This is a genomic window from Janthinobacterium sp. SUN211 (genome assembly GCF_030587315.1).
GTDB classification, from domain to species: Bacteria; Pseudomonadota; Gammaproteobacteria; order Burkholderiales; family Burkholderiaceae_D; genus Janthinobacterium; species Janthinobacterium kumbetense.
In genome coordinates, this window is sequence record NZ_JAPWIC010000001.1 from 501,933 (window position 1) to 522,358 (window position 20,426).

Here is a 20,426-nt window from a genome sequence, read left to right on the forward strand (position 1 = left end):
AGTTTGATCTTGGGCAAACTCATCAAGAGCGGCGGCGCGGGCAGCGTGTACCTGTTGCCCGGCGCGCCCGCGCAGGTTGCCAAGCTGTACCACCCGCACCTGGATCGGGCCGCCAACCGGCGCAAGCTCGAGGCGATGCTGGAACTGTCGCCCGAGCTGCCCGATCAAGTGGAAAACGGCAAGCGCTACGTCCAGATCGCCTGGCCGCAAGCGGCCGTGTTCGATGGCCAGGACGGCTTTGCCGGTTTCGTCATGCCCTTGCTGGACATGGCGCAGACGGCCGAGCTGGAACAGATCATGCAGGAGCGGCAAGCGCGCGCGGCAGGATTGCCTACGGGACTCGGTCCCAAGCTGACCCTGGCCGCCAACCTGGCCGCCGTCATCGATGCGCTGCACCAGCAGCAGCATTACGTGGTCGATCTGAAACCCGTGAACCTGCGTTTTTACCGCGATTCGCTGTACATCGCCATGCTCGATTGCGACGGTTTCAGCATCCAGGGCCATGCGGAGCGATTTCCTGCCGAGCAATTCACGGCCGACTACCTGGCGCCGGAATTCCAGCGCAAGGGCATGCCGGCGGGCACGGAAATGGCGCAAGACCGCTTCGCCCTGGCCGTCATCATCTTCCAGTTGCTCAACTTCGGCATTCACCCGTACAGCGGGCGGCCCGGCAATGCGCAAGTGGCGACCGACATTCCCGGCCGCATCCGCGACGGCTGCTACGCGTACGGTGTGAAGCGCCACAAGCAGCTGGCGCCGAACGCCACCAGCGGCCATGCGCTGATGCCGCCCGAATTGCGCGCCATGTTCGACCGCGCGTTTTCCCAGTCGCCGAAACCCCAGCGGCCCGCGGCGGCCGACTGGGCGCAGTTGCTGCGCGGCTATGCTCAGCGCAGCGGCGGCAAGCTCGTCGTGTGTGCCGCGCATCCCGAACACCAGCATTTTGCGGGCCTGGGCTGCGCTGCATGCGCGCGCGACAAGGTCATCGGTGCGGCCGCGCAAGCCTCCGTGCAGGCGCAGCAGATGCAACTGCAACAGCCGCCGCCGCTGCAGCGCAGCGCGCGCCGCACGGCGCCGGGGCAGGCGCCCGTCGCCATTCCCGCTGCGAACTGGGCCGGCAATGTGGCCGGCAATGTGGCGGGCAACGCGGGCGGCGGCATCACGGGCAAGGGCTGGGCCGTGGTGGTGCTCTTGATCGTGCTGTTCCTGATCGGCTTTACGGCCTGGACCTCGTCGTCCGATGAAGTCAAGGACAAGGCCAACTTGCAGGCGCAAGCCGACCAGGCGGCTGGCCTGGAAGTATTTCGCTGGCGCCCGCGCAAGGCGACAGGTTTCCAGCCGTCCGATGCGCGCAAGGCCGTGCGCAGCCTGTCGCAAGCCGTCACCAAGGGCGACGATGACGCCGTCACGCGCGGCTTGCAACTGCTGTACCGGGCCGGCGAAGAAAAGCAGTCCGGCTACGGCGGCGACCGCACGCAGGCCCAGCTGCGCGCCTCGTTGCTGGAAGGCCTGGGCTGGGTGCCCGGCTATCAGCCGGCGCTGGTCGCCAACTATCTTGATCTGCTGCAAGCCAACCCGCGCGACCATCTGGTGGCGGCGGCCATGGGCCGCATGCACCTGAGCGTGAACGAACCGCAGGCGGCGCGCCAGTACTTCGAGCAAGCCGTGTGGGCGCGCCCGACCGATGGCACGGCCTGGCTGGGCATCGCGGCTGCTGCACAGCTGCGCGGCGGCGACGAGCGCGACGCCGTCAATCTGGTGGCGCTGGCGCGCCTGACGGCTTACCGTTATGCCGTGCAGAACGCCTTGCCGGCCGACCCGGGCGAGCCGGCCGACAATGGCGTTGCGCGCACCATGCAGCGCATGGATCTGACCGCCCGGGTGTTGCGCCTGGCGCAACCGGGCGCCTACCAGAAACGCTGGGACAAGACGCTGGCCGATGGCGCGCTGCTGGCGCAAAAACTCCAGGCCATGCCGCCGCTGCGGGACCAGGTCGGCGGCGTGCAGCGCGAGACGATGACGACGGTCGACTACGGCGTGCTCGATGCAAAGCACGCGACGGGCGAAAACCGCTTGATCCTGTCGATTGCCGCCGACGGCAGCCTGACGCTTGCGACAGCGGAATTGCCGATGGAACCCATGCTCAACAAGGCGCTGCTCGATAGCGTGCAGCGCTGGACCTATCTGCCGGCCGTGCAGCACGGTCAATTGATGGATGCCAAGGTGGTGGTGCTGGTGCGTTACCGCGATGGCCGGGTCAGCTTCGTGCCGGGCGGTGTCGCCGTCACGGCGGAAAATTAGAGGAATAGCATGAAAATCAAGACGATATGCGCCGTGCTGGGCGCTTCCTTGCTGTATTCAGCCATGGCGCAGGCGGAAATCGTGCAGCGCCTGGTGGTGACGGCGATGGCCAGCGAGCCGGATAGCGAAGGCGGCGATGTGTTCACTATTGCCGGCACGACGGCTTGCGGCGGCAAGCAGATACGCATGGATGCGCGCTCGGTGAACCTCGACGAGGCGCCGTACGAGGCGCTGAAAGTCCAGCTGGCTGAACGCATGCGCGCCAGGACGCCCATGCTCGTCACCGTGAAAAAATGCCCGGAGGATGCGAGCGTGCCCATCGTGCGCCAGATCGCCGCCTGCACGCCAGCCGCCTGCGCCGATGGCCGGGCGCGACTGTACCTGCACGAGCGTTTCTACCCCATCGAGCAGGAAAACGCGCCCAACGTGCTGCTGTTGCCCTTGCCGAAAGGCAAGCTGCCGGGCACGTGGAAGGTGGAGATTGTCAGCGTAGCAGGCGGCAAGCTGCGCCTGTCGGGCCAGGTCAACCGCGCCGACTATGCGCAGGGCGAGCTGGTGGGCGGCTATGTCACGTATTACCCTGATGGAAAAATCGAGAAACAGGTGGCGCAGGATGGGCAGGGACGGCAGGATGGCGTCACCAGCCTGTATCGCGCGGATGGCAGCCTGGAATCGCGTGGCAACTGGCGCCATGGTTTGCCAGAGGGCACGCACCAGCAATATCACGCCACGGGCCAGCTGCGCGAGGCCAGCGTGTACCGCAAGGGACAGCGCGTGGACGGCCCCGTGCAGACGTTTGACGCGAATGGCAAGCTGAGCACCAGTTACGTGCTGCGCGATGGCCGCATGGAAGGCGAACTGCTCTCGTATTTCCCGGATGGAAAAGTAGCCGGCCGCACGCAAGTGAGCAAGGGCAAGTTCAATGGCCGCAGCGCGGAATACTATCCCGATGGCGCCGTGCGCGCCACCATGACGCAGGTCAACGATTTGCCCGTAGGGGAGGCGCTGGAGTTCTATCCCGACGGCAAGGTGCAATCCCGCCAGCAATATGGCGACGAAGGCGGGCTGCTGAGCGTCCGGCGCTACAGCCCCCAGGGCGTGCTGGTACTGGAAAGACGGTGGGATGCGCAATTGCGCGAGCAGGGCACGTCGCGCTCGTGGTATGAAAATGGCAAGCCCGAGCAAGCCATCGAGTACGTAAACGACCGGCGCGACGGCTGGAGCCGCAGCTGGCACGAGGATGGCAGCCTGAAGAATGAATGCCGGTATCTGGCCGGCAAGGCCCAGGGCGCATGCGGGGAAGCGCCGCCAGCGCCGGAACTGCAGCGCAAGGAGCAGGCATGGCGCGCACTTTGAAACATTTGTTTGGCGCCATGCTGCTGTTGCCGGCGCTGGCCCATGCCGAGATCGTGCAGCGGCAAGTGGTCACGGCGATCACGGCCGCGCCCGGCGGCGGCGATATCCTGACCGTGGACGAGGACACGGGCTGCGGCGGCAGGCAGCTGCGCATGGATGCGGCGTCGGTCGGACTGAACGAGGAACAGTATGGCGTCATGAAGGCCGAGCTGGCCAACATGATACGCGACAGGAATCCCTTGCTCGTGCGCCTGCGCGCCTGCCCGGCGCCAGATCAGGCCAAGGCCGAGGCCATTCCCGTCATCCACATGCTGCGCGGCTGCGATGCGCACTGTGCCGACGGCAAGGCGCGGCTCTACCTGAACCACAACCTGTCGCGCGGCGAGGTGATGGAAGAGGCGCGCTATGCGCTGGTCCTGCCGCTGCCGCCCGGCAAGACGCCCGGCACCTGGCAAGTCGAGATCTATCATGTGCGCGAAGGCGAACCGAAGCGGTTGATTGGCCACGTCAACGCTCCCGATTACCTGCGCGGCAAGCTGGTGGGCAACTACAGCATGTATTACCCGCACGGACAAGTCGAGATGCAGATGGAGCGGGATGGGCGCGGCGTGCAGGAGGGTGTGCAGACTCTGTATTACCCGGAAGGCAAGGTTTCCATGCGTATTACGTGGCGCAATGGCGTGCAGGACGGGGAGGAACAGACTTATCACCAGAATGGCAAGCAGATCGCGTCGCGCACCTACCGCAACGGCGCCCGCGCCGATGGTGTGATGGAAACGTTCGACGAGGACGGCAAGCTGAAAACGCGCACGACCCAGGTCAAGGGCAGGACGGATGGCGAATTGCTGCGGTTCTATCCGGACGGCGCCGTGGAAAGCCGCAGCCAGCATGACAACGGCATCATGACGGGACCGAGCATCCGATATTTTCCAGATGGCAAGGTGCAGCGCACTGCCACCTACGTGGACGGCAAGCCTGTCGGCGAGAGCGTCGAATATTACCCGGACGGCAAAGTCGCCAGCAAGCGCACGCACGTCGATCACTTTGTGTTGCGCAGCGAACAACGCTTCAGCCGGACCGGCGTATTGATCGTGCACAAACTATGGAACGCTGGCGGCCGCGAGGAGGGCGCCTTGCGTTCCTGGTATGCCGATGGCAAGCCGAGGCAGTTGATCGAGTACGTGGATGGCGAGCGCCAGGGCTGGACCCGGCACTGGCGGGAAGATGGCAGCGTGGAAAGCGAGTGCCGCTATGTGGCGGACGAGCCGCAGGGCGCATGCACGGGCGAGTCGGCCAAGATGTCGTACACGGAAGATGGGATTGAGTTTGAGATGCCGGAGGATTGATATTTGACGTGTATTCCAACGGTGCTGCGGCAGTTTGATAAATACCGAATTTATCTAGATGGTTGCATATTTACTACAGAAAATCAGTCAATTTCCTCTATTTGTATTGGAAAGAAATACTTTATTCTTTACCTATGAGAATTGGCCTATAGTCACCATACCAAAAAATATAGCCTCAAGGAAACGGCAATCTTTTTTGCGGGCGCAACGACACGCCACTATGCCGGAACCTGAAAGAAGTAAATGATCAAATACTTAGCGATATCAATGGTGTTGTTCACCAGCATTGCCAATGCCCAAGTGCATGTAAATGGGTACACGAAAAAAGATGGAACTTACGTGGCACCGCATCAAAGAACCGCACCTGACAGCACCATTTCGAATAACTACAGCACACAGGGCAATGTCAATCCCTACACGGGGAAGGCTGGAACTGTTCCAAATCAAGCAGATAGCTCTTACGGATATCAGCCTCAGGCAAAGCCAGCGCCACGCCAGGAGATTCAGCCACTGCAACCTCTACCATCGTTTCAACCAACACAGCCATTGCCACAGCCGTCTGTGTGGGGAACGCAAAAATAAAAGAGCGGTCTGATGAGCCGCCAGGGAGTATGCCAGTGAGGCATCTCCCCAATCACGAACAGTTTACCGGTGCGGCGGCGTCAGCACGCTGGCGATGGCCTTCGGTAACGTTTCCGGATAATCGCGGCTGAAGTGCAGGCCTCGGCTTTCGCGGCGGGACAGGGCGCTGTTGACGATCATCGAGGCCACGTCGACCAGGTTGCGCAATTCCAGCAAATCGTGGGTGATGCGGAAGTTGCGGTAGTACTCGTCGATTTCTTCCTTCAGCAGGGCGATGCGGTGCTGGGCCCGCTCCAGGCGCTTCGTTGTGCGCACGATGCCCACGTAATTCCACATGAAGCGGCGCAGCTCGTCCCAGTTGTGCGAAATCACCACCTCCTCATCCGCATCCGTGACGCGGCTTTCATCCCAGTCGGGCAGATACGGCGTGCCCAGCTTTTCCTTGCTTTCGATGTCTTGCGCGCAGGCGCGGCCGATGACGATGCATTCCAGCAAGGAATTCGACGCCAGGCGGTTCGCGCCATGCAAGCCCGTGCACGCCGTCTCGCCCACGGCATACAGGCCCGGCAAGTCGGCGCGGCCGGACAGATCCGTCACGACGCCGCCGCACGTGTAGTGGGCGGCGGGCACGATGGGGATAGGCTGCTTGGTGATGTCGATGCCCAGTTCCAGGCAGCGCGCGTAGATGGTGGGGAAGTGTTCGATGAGGAATTCGGCCGGCTTGTGGCTGATGTCCAGGTGCACGTAATCGAGACCCCGTTTCTTGATTTCGAAGTCGATGGCGCGCGCCACCACGTCGCGTGGCGCCAGTTCGGCCCGCTCGTCGTGCGCCAGCATGAAGCGCGTGCCTGCTGCCGCGCCCGCTTCAGGCGGCAGTTTCAGCAATCCTCCTTCGCCACGGATGGCTTCGGTGATCAGGAAGGATTTCGCATACGGGTGGTACAGGCACGTGGGGTGGAACTGGATGAACTCCATGTTCGACACGCGGCAGCCGGCGCGCCAGGCCATGGCGATGCCGTCGCCGCTGGCCGTGTCGGGATTCGTTGTATATAAATACACCTTGCCGGCGCCGCCCGTGGCCAGCACGGTGTGCTCGGCGGCAAAGGTGAGGACTTTCCCCGTTTGTTCATCCTGCACGTACAGGCCGTGGCAATGCGGTTGCGCGTTGCGCTGGGCCGGCTTCATGCCCAGCTTGTCTGAGGTGATCAGGTCGATCGCGCAATGGTGTTCGAACAGGCTGATGTTCGGGTGGGCGCGCACCTTTTCTTCCAGGGTCACTTGCACGGCGTGCCCGGTGGCATCGGCCGCGTGGATGATGCGGCGCTGGCTGTGGCCGCCTTCGCGGGTCAGGTGGAAACCCAGTTCGGCCGTGGCGTCGCGCGTAAACGGCACGCCTTGCTCGATCAGCCATTCGATGGCTTCGCGGCCGTGCTCGACGATGTAGCGCGTGGCGCTCTCGTCGCACAGGCCGCCGCCCGCGATCAGGGTGTCTTCGATGTGCTGCTGGTGGCTGTCGCCCGAGTCCAGCACGGCCGCGATCCCGCCTTGCGCCCAGTTGCTGGCGCCATCGAGCAGCGCGCGTTTGGAAATGATCGCGACGGTGCGCGTCTCAGCTAAATGCAGTGCAACCGATAAACCCGCCAGGCCACTGCCGACAATCGCTACATCAAATTTCATGACATTTATCTTTTTTCAGGGGAAGCATACTATAGTCCATTTCACATCAATCGGTAATGTGTTGAGATAAATTCTGCCGGTGAAAGATAGCTGGGGCCGTAGCTTGTGGCGTATCAATGTCCTCGTGGAACAGTTCGCCATGATGGCAGGAGAGCAGCAGGCCGCCATGAGCGCAGCGTGTTGCCTTTGCCGCAGGAGGCCCCATGATCCGCATCTTCAGCCATTACGTCTCGAAAACAGCGTTTATCTTGCTGTTGCTGGAAATCCTGATCCTGCTGCTGTCGGCCACCCTGACGTCGCTGCTGTGGCTGGCGGATGGCAGCCGCCTCGTGCGGGCGAGCGAGGTGTATTTGTCGTCCTCGATCTTTGCCCTGGTCATCGTTTTCAGCATGAGCGCGCTGGGCATGTACCAGCACCGCTCGCGCGAAGACATCCGCAACACCCTGTTGCGCATCCTGCCGTCGTTCGCGCTGGGTTTTGCCGTGCTCAGCGTCTTGATCCGCTTTATTCCTTCCTTGCATTTCGGGCGCGGCAGCGTGCTGATCTTCGGCCTGGGCGCCATCGGCGTGCTGCTGGCGCGCCTGGTGGTGTTCAAATCCTCGCAATCGGCGCTGATGGAAGGACGGCTGATCCTGGTGGGCGGCGGAGCGTTGGCGCGCGAATGCATGGACTTGGCGGCGAGCAAGATCGGTTTCCACCAGTTTACCGTCGTCGGCTGCATCGACGTGGCTGGCGAGCAATGCTGCGTACCGGCTTCGGCCTTGTTGCCGGCGGAACCGTCGCTGCTGGCCATGGCCCAGCGCCATGCGGCGCACGAGATCGTCGTTTCCGTCAGCGACCGGCGCAATGGTGCATTTCCTGCCAAGCAACTACTGGAATGCGCGCTGGGCGGCGTGAAAGTGATCGACGCGGCCACGTTTTTCGAGCGCGAAGCGTGCCAGATCCGCATCGATTCCTTGCAACCGAGCTATCTGATCTATGGCGGCGGCTTCGACCAGAGTTTTTTCCGTGCCGCCTCAAAGCGGCTGTTCGACCTGGCCGCCAGCGGCGTCATCTGCCTGGCGGCGCTGCCCGTGATGCTGGCGACGGCCGTGTGCATCCGCCTGGAAGACGGCGGCCCCGTGTTTTACCAGCAAGAGCGGGTGGGGCGCGACGGCTTGCCCTTCAATGTGCTGAAGTTTCGCAGCATGCGCTGCGATGCGGAGCGCGATGGCAAGCCCATCTGGGCGCTGGACAACGATGCGCGCATCACGCGCGTGGGCAAGCTGATCCGCAAGCTTCGTATCGACGAGCTGCCGCAGATGCTCAATGTGTTTCGCGGCGAGATGAGTTTCGTGGGACCGCGCCCCGAGCGCGCCTACTTTGTCGAGCAATTGAAGCAGCAGGTACCGTACTACAACATTCGTCACAGCATCAAGCCGGGCATCACGGGCCTGGCGCAGGTGCGTTATCAATATGGCGCCTCCGTCGACGACGCCGTCAAAAAACTGCAATATGATCTGTATTATGTGAAAAACAATAGCCTGTTCCTCGACTTGCTGATCTTGCTCGACACGGTGCAGGTGGTGCTGTTTGGCAAGGGCAGCCGATGATGCGGGCGCAGTCGGACTGGCTGGCGGCGGCCGATGCGGCGGCCCTCAGCCACGGCCTGGCGTCGCTGGCCTTCTTCGTGCTGGCGCTGCTGCTCATCAGCAACTGGCGCGCGCGGCAAAACGTGCGCGCCTTGCTGGTCGCCTGCCTGGCGACGGGCGGCTGGGCGACGGGTACGGTCGTGCTGGTGCTGCTGGGGCAGCGCGCGGCGCTGGCCGGCGATGCGCTGGAACTGCTGCGCACCCTGGCCTGGCTGGTGTTCTTGCTGCTGCTGATCGAACCGGCGCGGTCCCGTTTGCGCCTGGTGCTGGCCGGCATCGCCCTCACGGCGCTGGCGCCCTGGCTGCTCTCCATGGCCTCGTCCTGGCTGGCGCTGCCTTTGCCGGCGCGATTCATCGCCAGTGTCTGCCGATTGCTGCTGGCCGTGCTGGGCATGTTGCTGGTGGAACAGTGGTACCGCAATACGCCGCCCTTGAAGCGCTGGGGCATCAAGTTTGCGTGCCTCGGTGTCGGTGGCCTGTTCGCCTACGATTTCTATCTGTACAGCGACGCCTTGCTGTTTCGCGCGGTCAACGATGATATCTGGGCCGCGCGCGGCATCGTCGACGCCCTGTGCGCGCCCCTGCTGGCCATCTCGGCCGCACGCAATCCCGGCTGGGCGCTGGGCTTGTCCGTGTCGCGCCAGATGCTGTACCGCTCGGCTGCCTTGCTGGGCTCGGCTATCTATTTGCTGGCCATGGCGGCCAGCGCCTACTATTTGCGCTACTTCGGCGGCACCTGGGGTTCCTTGATGCAAATGGCCTACCTGGGCGGCGCGGCCTTGCTGCTGGCGGGCGTGCTGTTTTCCGGCAGCTTGCGCGCCAAGCTGAAGGTGACGATCAACAAGCATTTCTACAATGCCATCTTCGATTACCGCGAAGAGTGGCTGCGATTTACGCGCGCGCTGTCCGAAGACGGGCCTGACCTGGGCGAACGCACGATACAGGCCATGGCGCAGTTGGTGGAAAGCCGCGCCGGCGCGCTGTGGATCTTGCGCGAGCAGGACCGGTTCGCGCCGGCCGCCAGCTGGAACTGGCCGCCGGGCACGTGGAGCGAGCCAGCGTCCGGCCCCCTGTGCCAGTTCCTGGAAGCAAGACAATGGGTGATCGACGTGCCCGACTGGGTGCAGAATCCGGACCAGTACGGCGGCTTGCCGCTGCCGCCCGCGCTGCTGGCGCTGCCCGACGTGTGGCTGCTGGTGCCCTTGATGCTGCATGGCCAGCTGTTCGCCTTTGTCGCGCTGGCGCGGCCCCGTACGCGCATCGGCTTGAACTGGGAAATCCGCGACGTGCTGAAAATTGCCGGCAGCCAAGCCGCCAGCTACCTGGCGCACCGCGAATCGCTCGCCACCCTGACGGTGGCGCGCCAGTTCGATTCGTTCAACCGCATGTCCACCTTCATCGTGCACGATCTCAAGAATTTGGTGTTCCAGCTGTCGCTGCTACTGAGCAATGCGGAAAAGCACCGCGCCAATCCCGCCTTCCAGGAAGACATGCTGGGCACTTTGGACCATTCCGTGCAGAAAATGAAGACCCTGCTGCAGAAACTGGCGCGCGGCGAAGCGCCGGAAGCACCGGCGCCGCTGCTGCTGGACGGCTTGCTGCGCCAGGCTGTGGCGGCCAAGGCCAGCCTGGCGCCGGCCCCGTGCCTGGAAATCGTCGATGGCGAACTGACGGTGCTGGCCAACCGCGCGCGGCTGGAGCGGGTGCTGGGCCATTTGATCCAGAACGCCATCGAGGCCACGGCCAGCGATGGCAAGGTGGCCGTGCGCTTGCGGCGCGTGCAGCATACGGCCGTCGTCGAGCTCGACGATACGGGGCAGGGCATGAGCGAACAATTCATCCGCGAACGTCTATTTACACCGTTCGACACGACCAAGACGGCGGGCATGGGCATCGGCGTGTTCGAAAGCCGCGAATACCTGCGCGAAGTGGGCGGCAGCCTGGAAGTGCGCAGCGAGCCGCAAGTGGGCACGACGTTTCGCGTGATCCTGCCGCTGCATGCGGCATAGCAAAGGAGTGCCATGGGCAAACAGAAACTGCTGGTCATCGAAGACGATCCCGGTCTGCAAAAGCAGTTGCACTGGAGCTTTGACGGTTACGACGTCTTGCTGGCGGGCGAGCGCGAGGCGGCGCTGGCGCTCGTGCGGCGCCACCAGCCGGCCGTGGTGACGATGGACCTGGGCTTGCCGCCCGACCCGGACGGCGCCACGGAAGGCTTGGCTACCCTGCAGCAAATCCTCGCGCTGGCGCCGGACACGAAAGTCATCATCCTCTCGGGCAACCAGGAGCGCGCACATGCCTTGAAGGCCATCGCGCTGGGCGCCTACGATTTCCACCAGAAACCGTTCGAGGCGGACATGCTGGGCCTGGTCATCGCGCGCGCGTTTTACTTGCACGCGATGCAGCAGGAAAACCGCCGCATGCTGCAGACGCAGGCCGATTCTCCCCTGGCCTGCATCGTCAGCCGCGATCCCGGCATGCTGAAACTGTGCCGCAACGTGGAAAAAGTGGCGCCCTCGTCGGCCAGCGTGATGCTGCTGGGCGATTCGGGCAGCGGCAAGGAGCTGATCGCGCGGGGACTGCATGCGCTGTCGAGCCGCCATGCGCAGCGTTTCGTTGCCATCAATTGCGCGGCCATTCCGGAAAACCTGCTGGAAAGCGAGCTGTTCGGCTATGAGCGGGGCGCGTTCACGGGCGCGGCGCGGCAAACCCTGGGCAAGATCGAACTGGCCCACGGCGGCACTTTCTTTCTCGATGAAATCGGCGACATGCCGATGCCGCTGCAGGCGAAATTGCTGCGCTTCCTGCAGGAGAGGGTCATCGAAAGGGTAGGCGGGCGCGCCGAGATCGCCGTCGACGTGCGCATCGTCTGCGCCACGCACCAGGACCTGAAAGTGCTGGCGGAACAGGGACGTTTCCGCGAGGACTTGTTTTACCGCCTCAGCGAAATCGTCTTGCGCATTCCGCCCTTGCGCGAGCGGGCCGGCGATTGCACCTTGCTGGCGCAGCATTTCAAGAACAAGTTTTGTGCCAGCGAGGGCCGCAGCAACCTGCATTTCAGCGCGGGCGCGCTGCAGCTGATCGAAAGCTATGGCTGGCCCGGCAATGTGCGCGAAGTGGAAAACTGCATCAAGCGGGCCGTCATCATGTGCGACGGGCCGCAGATCGCCGCCGACGACCTGGGCTTGCCCGCCAGCGCCCGGGCGGCGCCCCCGGACGAGCCGCTGAACCTGCGCCAGGCCCGCGAAGGGGCCGAATACAAGGTGATGGTGCGCGCGCTGGCGCGGGCCGACGGCAATATCGCCAAGGCAGCCGAGCTGCTGGGCGTGAGCCGGCCCACCCTGTACGACCTGATGGGCCACCACGGCATCAAGTAGGCGAATGTATTAAAAATCAAGATTGTGTAAGGCGTCGCACATACGCTGGCGCCGCCGTGGCGCATCCTTGCCTCATCCACAACGAGGAGGCGCCATGAACGCGATCAGTTTATTGATGCAGGACCATAAGGCCGTGAAGGCTTTGTTTGCACAATATGAAGGCTTGAGCGACCGCTCATTTGCCACCAAGAAAAAGCTGGCCGATCAGATCTGTCAGGAATTGACCGTGCACACGCAGCTGGAAGAAGAAATCTTTTACCCGGCCGTGCGCCGCCCCATCCACGATGGCGATCTGATGGATGAAGCCGTCGTCGAGCACGCGAGCGCCAAGGAACTCATCGCGCAGATCGAAGCGATGGACCCGGCCGACGACCTGTACGACGCCAAGGTCAAGGTGCTGTCCGAGCAGATCGAGCACCACGTCAAGGAAGAAGAGGGCGACATGTTTCCCAAGGTGCGCCATACGGCCGTCGACCTCGATGCGCTGGGCAAGGAAATGGCCGCGCGCAAGGAACAGCTGACGGGCGTCGCCGCCTGAACGGCTTAAACAATCAACAACCAAGGGAGTATTTCATGCAAGCTACACAACTGTCCGTCTCGGACTTGAACAATCCGGGCGTCTCCTGGGGCGCCGTGCTGGCGGGCGCTGCCGCTGCGGCCGCCTTGTCCTTCATCCTGCTGATCCTCGGCGTGGGCCTGGGTCTGTCGTCCGTGTCGCCGTGGTCGTTCAATGCGACGGCCATCGGCGTGTCGACTATCGCCTGGCTGGCCTTCATGCAACTGGCCGCGTCCGGCATCGGCGGCTACATGGCGGGCCGTCTGCGCGTGAAATGGAGCTCCATCCACACGGATGAAGTGCATTTCCGCGATACGGCGCACGGTTTGCTGGCCTGGGCCGTGGCCACCCTGATCACCGTGGCCGTGCTGGCCGGCGGCACGCGGGCCGTGCTGAGCGGTGCCATTGATACGGGCAGCGGCGTGGCGGCTGCCATTGGCCCGGCCGTAGGGGCGGGCGCAGCGGCGGCCGGCGCCAAGGCGGGCGAGGGCAGCAGTGCCAATCCGCTTGATTATTACTCGGACATGCTGCTGCGCGCCGCTCCGGCGGCCGGGGCGGGCGAAGCGGGCGGCGTATCCGCCGGACAGCGCGGCGAAATCGGCAAGATCTTCGCCACCGGCCTGTCCACGGGCAGCCTGGCCGCCGATGACCGCGCCTACCTGGGCCAGGTCGTCGCCAGCCGCACGGGCTTGACGCAGGCGGAGGCGGAAGCGCGCGTCGACGCCGTCTACGGCCGCGCCGCCAAGGCTGCCGCCGATGCCAAGGCGCAGGCACAGCAAGCGGCCGATACGGCCCGCAAGGCCGGCGCCCATACGGCGCTGTGGATGTTCGTCGCCTTGCTGCTGGGCGCTTTCGTGGCCAGCCTGGCCGCCACGTTTGGTGGTCGCCAGCGCGACCATGAGCGCGTGCTGCGCCATGTGACCATTTAATTTACCGATTAATCCACCAATTCAATCCAGGAGACTGCCATGCGTTCCATCCTCTTGCTGCTGCTGGGCATTCCATTGCCCATCGTAATCCTGATCGCCCTGTTCGTACGCTGACAAGGCCCACATGCAAACCGGCGCCCGCTGCAAGGCGGGCGCCGGTTTTTGCGTGAAAGCGGGCGCATGTGTAATATGGCGCCATCTTTCCACCGAGACTATCCATGAACGTGACCGCCTTCCGTCCCTTGCTGAAAACCGCCGCCATCGCCGCCTTGGCCTGCAGCGTGCTGGCCGCGTGCTCCACCCTGATCGGCCCGCGCGACGTGAATGTGTCGCTGAGCAAGATGCAGCAAGGCCTGGAGCGCCGCTTTCCCATCGACAAGCGCGTGCTGTCCGTGCTGGACGTCAAGCTGACGCATCCGCAATTGTCGCTGCAACCCGAGCGCGAAAGAGTCGCCCTCAGCGTGGATGCCAGCGTCTTGCCGCCATTCATACGCCAAAGCTGGCGCGGCAGCCTGGCCATGTCGGGCCGCCTCGTACTTGACGCCCAGCGCAACGCCGTCTACCTGAGCGAAGCGAGCGTGGACAAGGTGACCATCGACGGCATGGACGAGTCGCAGCAGCGCCAGTTCGCCAAGGTGGCCAGCCTGGTGGCCGACCAGCTCATGCATGAAACGCCGATCTATACGTTCAAACCCGACGAATTGCGCTATGCGGGCGTGCAATTCGTGCCCACGCAGATCCGGACCACGGGAAACGGGTTGACGGTGACGTTCGAACCGGTGAAATAAAAGGCTAGGCCTGGAACGCGGGCGTGGTGATTTGCGTGGCCGTGTTGTTGCGCGGCGTCGCCTCTTCATGGAACAGGTCCGCCAGGTATTCGCATAACGCATCGCCTTGAATATCGTCGGGAATGATGAAATCGGCGGGTCTGCGCTTGCCTTCCGCGCCGAGATAGAAGGCGCGCCATGCTCCTTGTTGCCCCCGGACGGCAATCAGCGTGCCGAAAATATTGAATCTGCATTCCTGCATCAAACTTCTCCAGTCCAAGAGCCAGGTAAAAAAGGTGGTGAGCGACAGGTATGGCTATTGCCAGATGGTAACATTTGCCGATCATCGGCGCGGGCTTGAGGCGTGCTGCAGCGAACATCGGCTCACCGGAATTGTTCAACCGACATTGTTTCCCCGCAAGCATGGCGACTATAATCCGACCTCTCATGCCTGGATACAGCATGTTCCCCAACATGAAGTCAAAACAATTAAAGGAATCTTCGTGAAACGTTCGCTTATCAGCGCCGCCTGCTGCGCCTTGTTCGCCTTGTCTGCGCCGTCGCTGTACGCCCAGCAAGGCGCTACCGCCGCCGCACCCGTCTCCGGCATCGACCTGAAAACCCTGGACCCGGCAGTCAGCCCCCGTGACGACTTCTACGGCTACGTCAACGGCGTCTGGACCCGCAATACGGAGATTCCGGCCGACAAATCCGTCTGGGGCACGTATATCGAATTGCGCGAAATCGCGCAGGGCCAGTTGCGCGGCCTGATCGATGCCACCGTCAAGAATCCCGGCAAGCCCGGCAGCGAGGCGCACAAGATCGCCGACCTGTACACGAGTTTCATGAACGACAAGGCGCGCAATGCGGCCGGCTTCAAGCCGCTGCGCGCCGAGCTGGCCCGCGTGGCTGGCGTGAAAGACAAGAAGGACTTGCCGGCACTGCTGGCTTACCTGCAAGGCAATGGCGTTGTCACGCCGTTTTCCGCCTACGTGGCGCCCGATGCGCAAGACCCCGAGCGCTACACGGTCAACATCAGCCAGTCCGGCCTGGGCTTGCCTGACCGCGACTATTACCTGAAGGATGACGACGCCAAGCTGCAAGCCGTGCGCGCCAAATACCTCAAGCACGTCGAAACCATGCTGGCCATGAGCGGCGACAAGGCCGCCGGCGCGCACGCGGCGCAAATCCTCGACCTCGAAACGCGCCTGGCGGCGGTGCAGTGGACGCGCGTGCAGATGCGCGACCCCGTCAAATCGTACAACCGCGTCGATTTCGACAAATTCGCGGCGCTGGCGCCGGCCTTCGACTGGAACGCCTACTTTACGGCTGCCGGCCTGGCGCCGAAAGTCGCCTCGGCCGTGGTGCGCCAGCCCAGCTTCATGACCGGTTTTGCCGAGACGGTGGCCGCCGTGCCGCTGGAAGCGTGGAAAAGCTACCTGAACTGGCGCATCATCGAAAGCTATGCCTCCTACCTGGATAGCGCCGCCGTCAAGGAGCGCTTCGCCTTCGACGGCACGGTGCTGCGCGGCGTGCCGCAAAGCGAACCGCAGTGGCAACTGGCGCTGCGCTTCACGGATAACGCCATCAGCGACGCCGTCGGCAAGCGCTATGTAGAAATGTATTTGCCGCCGGAAACCCGGCCCCGCGTGATGGCCATGTTCGACAATTTCGTCGCCTCGTTCAAGGATGGCATCGAGCAGCTGGACTGGATGGGCCCGGAAACCAAGAAGGAAGCCCAGCTCAAGCTGGCCGCCCTGAAGCCGAAGATCGCGTATCCCGCTACCTGGCGCGACTACGGCAGCATGAAGACGCAGCCGAACGACCTGATCGCCAACGTGCGCGCCGCGCGCGCGTGGAGCCGCCAGCAAAACCTGGCCAAGCTGGGCAAGCCGGTGGACCGCGACGAATGGTCGATGACGCCGCAAACCGTCAACGCCAGCTACAGCCCGGCACTCAACGCCATCACGATCCCGGCCGCCATTTTGCAGCCGCCATTCTTCAACGTGAAGGCGGAAGACGCCGTCAATTACGGCTTGCTCGGCATCACCTTCGGCCATGAAATCAGCCATGCCTTCGACGATTCGGGCAGCCAATACGACGCCAAGGGCCGTCTGCGCAACTGGTGGACGGCAGAGGACCGCGCGGCCTTCAAGGCGCTGGCGGCCGGGCTCGTCAAGCAATACGGCGCCTACAGCCCCGTGCCTGGCTACCATATCAATGGCGAACTCACCCTGGGCGAAAACATCGGCGACAATTCCGGCCTGTCGATCACCTACAAGGCGTACCAGCGTTCGCTCGGCGGTAAGCCGTCGCCCGTGCTCGATGGCTTGACGGGCGAACAGCGCCTGTATATCGGCTTTGCGCAGAAATGGCGCGCGAAATTGCGTCCGGAAGCGGCCATCGCGCAGATCAAGAGCGACCCCCATTCGCCGGGCGAATTCCGCGCCAAGGGCACGGTCAAGAATCAGCCCGGCTTTTACGAAGCGTTCGGCATCAAGCCGGGCGACCCGATGTATCTGCCGCCCGAGCAGCGCGTGATCATGTGGTAATCAGCTAGGGTAGCCGGGCAAGCGCGCCGGGGACTATTCCTTGGCGTGGTTGAGCGTGTACCTGGGCAGTTCGAGCGTCAGGTCTTCCTGCGCCATGCGCGCCTGGCAAGACAGACGCGAGTGGGGCTGCAAGCCCCAGGCCTGGTCGAGCATGTCTTCTTCATTGTCGCCAAGTTCGTTGAGCGAGTCGAAACCCTGCACCACGACCACGTGGCAGGTGGAGCAGGCGCCCACCTGGCCGCACGCGTGCTCCATGTCGATCTTGTTGAGCAGCAAGGCGTCGCAAATGCTCATGTTTTGCGGCGCGTCAAACACGGCGCCTTCGGGGGCCAGCTCGGGATGGGGTAATACGGTGATGGTTGGCATACGATAATCTCCTTGAGTATCGCTACCTTGCACCTTCCCGTCTGGACAAGGTCAAGCGCAATGTTGCGCCTGACGGGGATGGCTTGCGCTTACAGCTTCGAGGCCGGATGTTCCGCCAGCGGGACAAACTGGCCGGTGGACTCGTCGAGCGCATCGAGCGCGCCATTTTCGATGTCATACACCCAGCCATGCAGAGTCAGGCGTTTTTGCGTGATGCCCAGCGCCACCGAGGGGTGGGTGCGGATGTTGTTGAGTTGCGCCACGACATTGGCGCGCACCATGCCGTCGATGCGGTCCTGTTCCGTCGCATGCTCGATCGATTCATTGATCATGCGCGCCGCATCCGCGTGCCGCAGCCAGTTCTTGACCGCCGGCATGTGATCGAGGCAGGTGCAGGTGGCGATGGCTTTCATCGCGCCGCAATCGGAGTGGCCGCAAATGACGATGTCCGTCACATTCAGGGCCGCCACGGCAAATTCGACGGACGCGCTCACGCCGCCCGGTTCCGGGCCGAACGAGGGCACGATATTGCCCGCGTTGCGGATCACAAACAGTTCGCCAGGCTCGCGCTGCGTCACCAGTTCCGGCACCATCCGGCTGTCGGAGCAGGAAATGAACAAGGCCTTGGGCGTCTGTCCCGTGGCCAATGTCTTGAACAGCTCTCGGCGTTCAGGAAAGACTTCCTTCTGGAAACGTAGAAATCCGGCAATGATGTCGCGCATAAATAAAAGAAGAGAGTGGTGTGAACCCGTATTATCGCCGATGTCAGCGCGGCTGGCTTGCCGGCTGCCTCGTTTCAGGGGCCGCCGTGCAGCGCTCGACATGCTCGAGCAATTGCAGGAACACGCGTTTGTCGGCCATGTGGTTCAGCGTGTTGCTCGTGAAGACGTCGCTGGCGGCTGCTGCCACGGCGTTGCGGGCTTGCGCGCAGGCGGCGTGCAGTTGCGCGCGGTCAAGGTCTACCAGCGCCGCAGCGATGCCTTCGGGCGTGAAATCGAAGGCATCCATGCCGCAACAACCGGCCACGCAATAGGTTTCCAGGCGGCAGATCAGCGGCCACAGGCCGTCCAGCAGGGCATCGATGTCGATGGCCTGGTCATAGCGGCCGTCAAGGCTGATGAACTCGATCCATGCATCGTCGCCGATCTGGATATCGTACTGGCGGTCGCGGTCGGTCATTTGCAGATTCTCCTGGTGAGTGGCATCGTATTATAAAAAAAACCGCCCGAAGGCGGTTTTTGTCAAAGAGGCGATGCCGGCGTCTAGATAAAGTAGATCAGCGCGATCACGCCCACGACGAGGGCCACGCGGGTGACCTGGTACGCCGTCTTGTTCCACGCCTTGAAGCGGCGGCGGTACTGGCCCATGGTCCAGGAAATCTGGAACAGCTTGCTCACGCCGCCCACCTGGTCGCCCAGCTCGTTCGGCGAGGCGGCGGCCGTCATCAGGGTGCGGCCCAGCCAGCGGTTCAGCGCTTGCGCCCAGCGGTAGCGCATCGGGCGCTCGATGTCGCAGAACAGGATGATGCGGTCGCTGTCGGCGTCGTTGCGGGCCCAGTGGATATACGTTTCATCGAACATCACGGCCTGGCCGTCGCGCCAGCTGTGGCGCTCGCCATCGACGTCGATGAAGCAGCGGTCGTCGTTCGGCGTCTGCAAGCCCAGGTGGTAGCGCAGGGAGCCGGCGAACGGGTCGCGGTGCGGGTTGAGCTTGCCGCCCTGCGGCAGTTCCGCGAACATGGCGGCCTTGATCGAGGGAATCGATTGCAGCAGCGCATAGGTTTGCGGGCACATCTGTTGCGCCGACGGGTGGTTCGCGTCATACCATTTCAGGTAGAAACGCTTCCAGCCATACTTGAAGAAGGAATTGAAGCCCACGTCATTGTTCTTTTCGGCTGCCTTGATCTTTTTCATTTCCTGCATGCGCAGCGCTTCATCGCGGATGATCTGCCAGTTCTGCTGCAGCGGCGCCAGTTCCGGGAATTGCTCGACGGCTAAATAGGGCGTGGCCGGCACCTTGGAAAAGGTGTGCATGAACAGGTTCAGCGGCGCCATGAACGAGGAGTGATCGAAGATCTGGCGGCGGAACGGCAGGCGCACCTTGCCACGAAAATGAATATGTAAAACAGAAAACACAAAAATGCCCAGCAAGGCCCACTTCATACACAACCTCGTTTTTAAAGAATGGGGCAATTATAACCAGTTAATGCCGGCGCCACCCCGTGCCACGGTGAAGGAAAGATGAAGCGGCGCGCGGCAGCGCTCTGTCCTACAATGGCTGTTCTCCCCACTGATATGAGGTAACGATGGAAATCTGGCACGCACCGCTCGACCTGGCCACCCTCAACGCCGCCAGTGTAGGCACGGCCATGCGCCACCTGGGCATCGAATTTAGCGCCTTCGGCCCCGACTGGATCGAAGCGACCATGCCCGTCGACCACCGCACCATGCAGCCTTTTAAACTGCTGCATGGCGGCGCTTCCGTGCTGCTGGCCGAAACCCTGGGCAGCATGGCCGCGAATGCCTGCCTCGATTCCAGCCGGCAAGTGAGCGTGGGCCAGGAAATCAATGCCAACCACGTGCGCGGCGTGCGCGGCGGCCAGGTGACGGGACGCGCCACGCCGATCCACCGGGGCCGCACCAGCCAGGTCTGGGAAATCCGCATCACCGACGACGATGGCAAGCTGTGCTGCATCTCGCGCATCACCATGGCCGTCATCGATACGCAAGGTCAGCGTTAATTGTCTTTTTTGATATGCATCAAGGCATTAAAAGTGAGCGCGTGGAATCATCCGTAACGCTGTTCGCTTATAATTCAGTGTGCTGTTGTATGGCGCAGGGTATGTCCCGCGCGCCTGCATTGCCCGAATTTAGAAGCTGACTGCCCAAAAAACGCCAGTTAGAGGACCATCCTGCACTATGCAGGAAAGGCAACGCGACGGCGAGCAGATCGCTGGTTTTTAAATAACCAGCAACAATCAACTTTA

Annotated in this window: 18 protein-coding genes; 12 read left to right on the top strand and 6 right to left on the bottom strand. The window is 62.9% G+C overall.

The window, feature by feature from the left end:
* The first annotated feature begins 9 nt into the window (after positions 1 to 9).
* The 4 genes from O3301_RS02085 (at position 10) to O3301_RS02100 (ending at position 5,585) form a co-directional block, all read left to right on the top strand.
* Entirely contained in the window at positions 10 to 2,301 is a 2,292-nt protein-coding gene (locus tag O3301_RS02085; protein WP_305055366.1) for a hypothetical protein, read from the top strand.
* 9 nt (positions 2,302 to 2,310) lie between these two features.
* On the top strand, positions 2,311 to 3,657 hold the full coding sequence (locus O3301_RS02090; RefSeq protein WP_305055367.1) for a toxin-antitoxin system YwqK family antitoxin: 1,347 nt from the start codon (positions 2,311 to 2,313) through the stop codon (positions 3,655 to 3,657).
* Entirely contained in the window at positions 3,642 to 5,003 is a 1,362-nt protein-coding gene (locus tag O3301_RS02095) for a toxin-antitoxin system YwqK family antitoxin (protein WP_305055368.1), read from the top strand. Before O3301_RS02090 ends, O3301_RS02095 begins: the two co-directional genes overlap by 16 nt.
* 243 nt (positions 5,004 to 5,246) lie before the next feature.
* On the top strand, positions 5,247 to 5,585 hold the full coding sequence (locus tag O3301_RS02100; protein ID WP_143451311.1) for a hypothetical protein: 339 nt from the start codon (positions 5,247 to 5,249) through the stop codon (positions 5,583 to 5,585).
* 63 nt (positions 5,586 to 5,648) lie between these two features.
* Here O3301_RS02100 and nadB read toward each other — a convergent pair whose 3' ends face one another.
* A complete protein-coding gene (nadB, locus tag O3301_RS02105; RefSeq protein WP_099664111.1) occupies positions 5,649 to 7,262 on the bottom strand; it encodes an L-aspartate oxidase in 1,614 nt (537 codons plus the stop codon).
* A 203-nt stretch (positions 7,263 to 7,465) separates the two neighbouring features.
* Between nadB and O3301_RS02110 the strand changes: the two genes are divergently transcribed.
* The 6 genes from O3301_RS02110 (at position 7,466) to O3301_RS02135 (ending at position 14,543) form a co-directional block, all read left to right on the top strand.
* Positions 7,466 to 8,854, top strand: coding sequence for a TIGR03013 family XrtA/PEP-CTERM system glycosyltransferase (locus O3301_RS02110; RefSeq protein ID WP_289909780.1), 1,389 nt, complete (start codon positions 7,466 to 7,468; stop codon positions 8,852 to 8,854).
* Entirely contained in the window at positions 8,851 to 10,902 is a 2,052-nt protein-coding gene (prsK, locus tag O3301_RS02115; RefSeq protein ID WP_305055369.1) for an XrtA/PEP-CTERM system histidine kinase PrsK, read from the top strand. Before O3301_RS02110 ends, prsK begins: the two co-directional genes overlap by 4 nt.
* 12 nt (positions 10,903 to 10,914) lie before the next feature.
* Entirely contained in the window at positions 10,915 to 12,270 is a 1,356-nt protein-coding gene (gene prsR, locus O3301_RS02120) for a PEP-CTERM-box response regulator transcription factor (protein WP_305055370.1), read from the top strand.
* Positions 12,271 to 12,364: 94 nt separating this feature from the next.
* Positions 12,365 to 12,808 carry a hemerythrin domain-containing protein gene (locus O3301_RS02125; protein ID WP_289898046.1) on the top strand — a complete coding sequence of 148 codons (444 nt, stop codon included), beginning with the start codon at positions 12,365 to 12,367 and terminating at the stop codon, positions 12,806 to 12,808.
* Positions 12,809 to 12,843: 35 nt separating this feature from the next.
* Positions 12,844 to 13,755, top strand: a complete 912-nt coding sequence (locus tag O3301_RS02130) for a hypothetical protein (protein ID WP_305055371.1) — start codon at positions 12,844 to 12,846, stop codon at positions 13,753 to 13,755.
* A gap of 218 nt (positions 13,756 to 13,973) precedes the next feature.
* Positions 13,974 to 14,543: a DUF1439 domain-containing protein gene (locus tag O3301_RS02135; protein WP_289915100.1), complete on the top strand. Its 570-nt coding sequence runs from the start codon at positions 13,974 to 13,976 to the stop codon at positions 14,541 to 14,543.
* A 4-nt stretch (positions 14,544 to 14,547) separates the two neighbouring features.
* On the opposite strand, the gene O3301_RS02140 is transcribed toward O3301_RS02135, so the two are convergent.
* Positions 14,548 to 14,784: a hypothetical protein gene (locus tag O3301_RS02140; protein WP_289905587.1), complete on the bottom strand. Its 237-nt coding sequence runs from the start codon at positions 14,782 to 14,784 to the stop codon at positions 14,548 to 14,550.
* Positions 14,785 to 15,025: 241 nt separating this feature from the next.
* Here O3301_RS02140 and O3301_RS02145 point away from each other — a divergent pair, with 241 nt between their 5' ends.
* Positions 15,026 to 17,074 (top strand): M13 family metallopeptidase, encoded by a 2,049-nt coding sequence (locus O3301_RS02145; protein ID WP_305055372.1) that lies wholly within the window; start codon positions 15,026 to 15,028, stop codon positions 17,072 to 17,074.
* 33 nt (positions 17,075 to 17,107) lie between these two features.
* On the opposite strand, the gene fdx is transcribed toward O3301_RS02145, so the two are convergent.
* The 4 genes from fdx to lpxO form a co-directional block, all read right to left on the bottom strand.
* Positions 17,108 to 17,440 carry an ISC system 2Fe-2S type ferredoxin gene (gene fdx / locus O3301_RS02150; RefSeq protein ID WP_289905099.1) on the bottom strand — a complete coding sequence of 111 codons (333 nt, stop codon included), beginning with the start codon at positions 17,438 to 17,440 and terminating at the stop codon, positions 17,108 to 17,110.
* 89 nt (positions 17,441 to 17,529) lie between these two features.
* Positions 17,530 to 18,162, bottom strand: coding sequence for a carbonic anhydrase (locus tag O3301_RS02155; RefSeq protein WP_305055373.1), 633 nt, complete (start codon positions 18,160 to 18,162; stop codon positions 17,530 to 17,532).
* 43 nt (positions 18,163 to 18,205) lie between these two features.
* A complete protein-coding gene (locus O3301_RS02160) occupies positions 18,206 to 18,619 on the bottom strand; it encodes a DUF6331 family protein (RefSeq protein WP_305055374.1) in 414 nt (137 codons plus the stop codon).
* An 83-nt stretch (positions 18,620 to 18,702) separates the two neighbouring features.
* Positions 18,703 to 19,602, bottom strand: a complete 900-nt coding sequence (gene lpxO / locus O3301_RS02165; protein WP_099664101.1) for a lipid A hydroxylase LpxO — start codon at positions 19,600 to 19,602, stop codon at positions 18,703 to 18,705.
* Between the two features lie 143 nt (positions 19,603 to 19,745).
* Here lpxO and O3301_RS02170 point away from each other — a divergent pair, with 143 nt between their 5' ends.
* On the top strand, positions 19,746 to 20,180 hold the full coding sequence (locus tag O3301_RS02170; protein WP_305055375.1) for a hotdog fold thioesterase: 435 nt from the start codon (positions 19,746 to 19,748) through the stop codon (positions 20,178 to 20,180).
* The last annotated feature ends 246 nt before the right edge of the window (positions 20,181 to 20,426 follow it).

What these genes read in the sequence shown, in the direction of transcription:
- O3301_RS02135 (WP_289915100.1), top strand. Translation starts at nt 13,974, where the DNA reads ATGAACGTGACCGCCTTCCGTCCCTTGCTGAAAACCGCCGCCATCGCC.
- O3301_RS02095 (WP_305055368.1), top strand. Translation starts at nt 3,642, where the DNA reads ATGGCGCGCACTTTGAAACATTTGTTTGGCGCCATGCTGCTGTTGCCG.
- lpxO (WP_099664101.1), bottom strand. Translation starts at nt 19,602, where the DNA reads ATGAAGTGGGCCTTGCTGGGCATTTTTGTGTTTTCTGTTTTACATATT.
- O3301_RS02100 (WP_143451311.1), top strand. Translation starts at nt 5,247, where the DNA reads ATGATCAAATACTTAGCGATATCAATGGTGTTGTTCACCAGCATTGCC.
- O3301_RS02130 (WP_305055371.1), top strand. Translation starts at nt 12,844, where the DNA reads ATGCAAGCTACACAACTGTCCGTCTCGGACTTGAACAATCCGGGCGTC.
- nadB (WP_099664111.1), bottom strand. Translation starts at nt 7,262, where the DNA reads ATGAAATTTGATGTAGCGATTGTCGGCAGTGGCCTGGCGGGTTTATCG.
- O3301_RS02170 (WP_305055375.1), top strand. Translation starts at nt 19,746, where the DNA reads ATGGAAATCTGGCACGCACCGCTCGACCTGGCCACCCTCAACGCCGCC.
- O3301_RS02160 (WP_305055374.1), bottom strand. Translation starts at nt 18,619, where the DNA reads ATGACCGACCGCGACCGCCAGTACGATATCCAGATCGGCGACGATGCA.
- O3301_RS02140 (WP_289905587.1), bottom strand. Translation starts at nt 14,784, where the DNA reads ATGCAGGAATGCAGATTCAATATTTTCGGCACGCTGATTGCCGTCCGG.
- prsK (WP_305055369.1), top strand. Translation starts at nt 8,851, where the DNA reads ATGATGCGGGCGCAGTCGGACTGGCTGGCGGCGGCCGATGCGGCGGCC.
- O3301_RS02125 (WP_289898046.1), top strand. Translation starts at nt 12,365, where the DNA reads ATGAACGCGATCAGTTTATTGATGCAGGACCATAAGGCCGTGAAGGCT.
- O3301_RS02090 (WP_305055367.1), top strand. Translation starts at nt 2,311, where the DNA reads ATGAAAATCAAGACGATATGCGCCGTGCTGGGCGCTTCCTTGCTGTAT.
- prsR (WP_305055370.1), top strand. Translation starts at nt 10,915, where the DNA reads ATGGGCAAACAGAAACTGCTGGTCATCGAAGACGATCCCGGTCTGCAA.
- O3301_RS02110 (WP_289909780.1), top strand. Translation starts at nt 7,466, where the DNA reads ATGATCCGCATCTTCAGCCATTACGTCTCGAAAACAGCGTTTATCTTG.
- O3301_RS02155 (WP_305055373.1), bottom strand. Translation starts at nt 18,162, where the DNA reads ATGCGCGACATCATTGCCGGATTTCTACGTTTCCAGAAGGAAGTCTTT.
- fdx (WP_289905099.1), bottom strand. Translation starts at nt 17,440, where the DNA reads ATGCCAACCATCACCGTATTACCCCATCCCGAGCTGGCCCCCGAAGGC.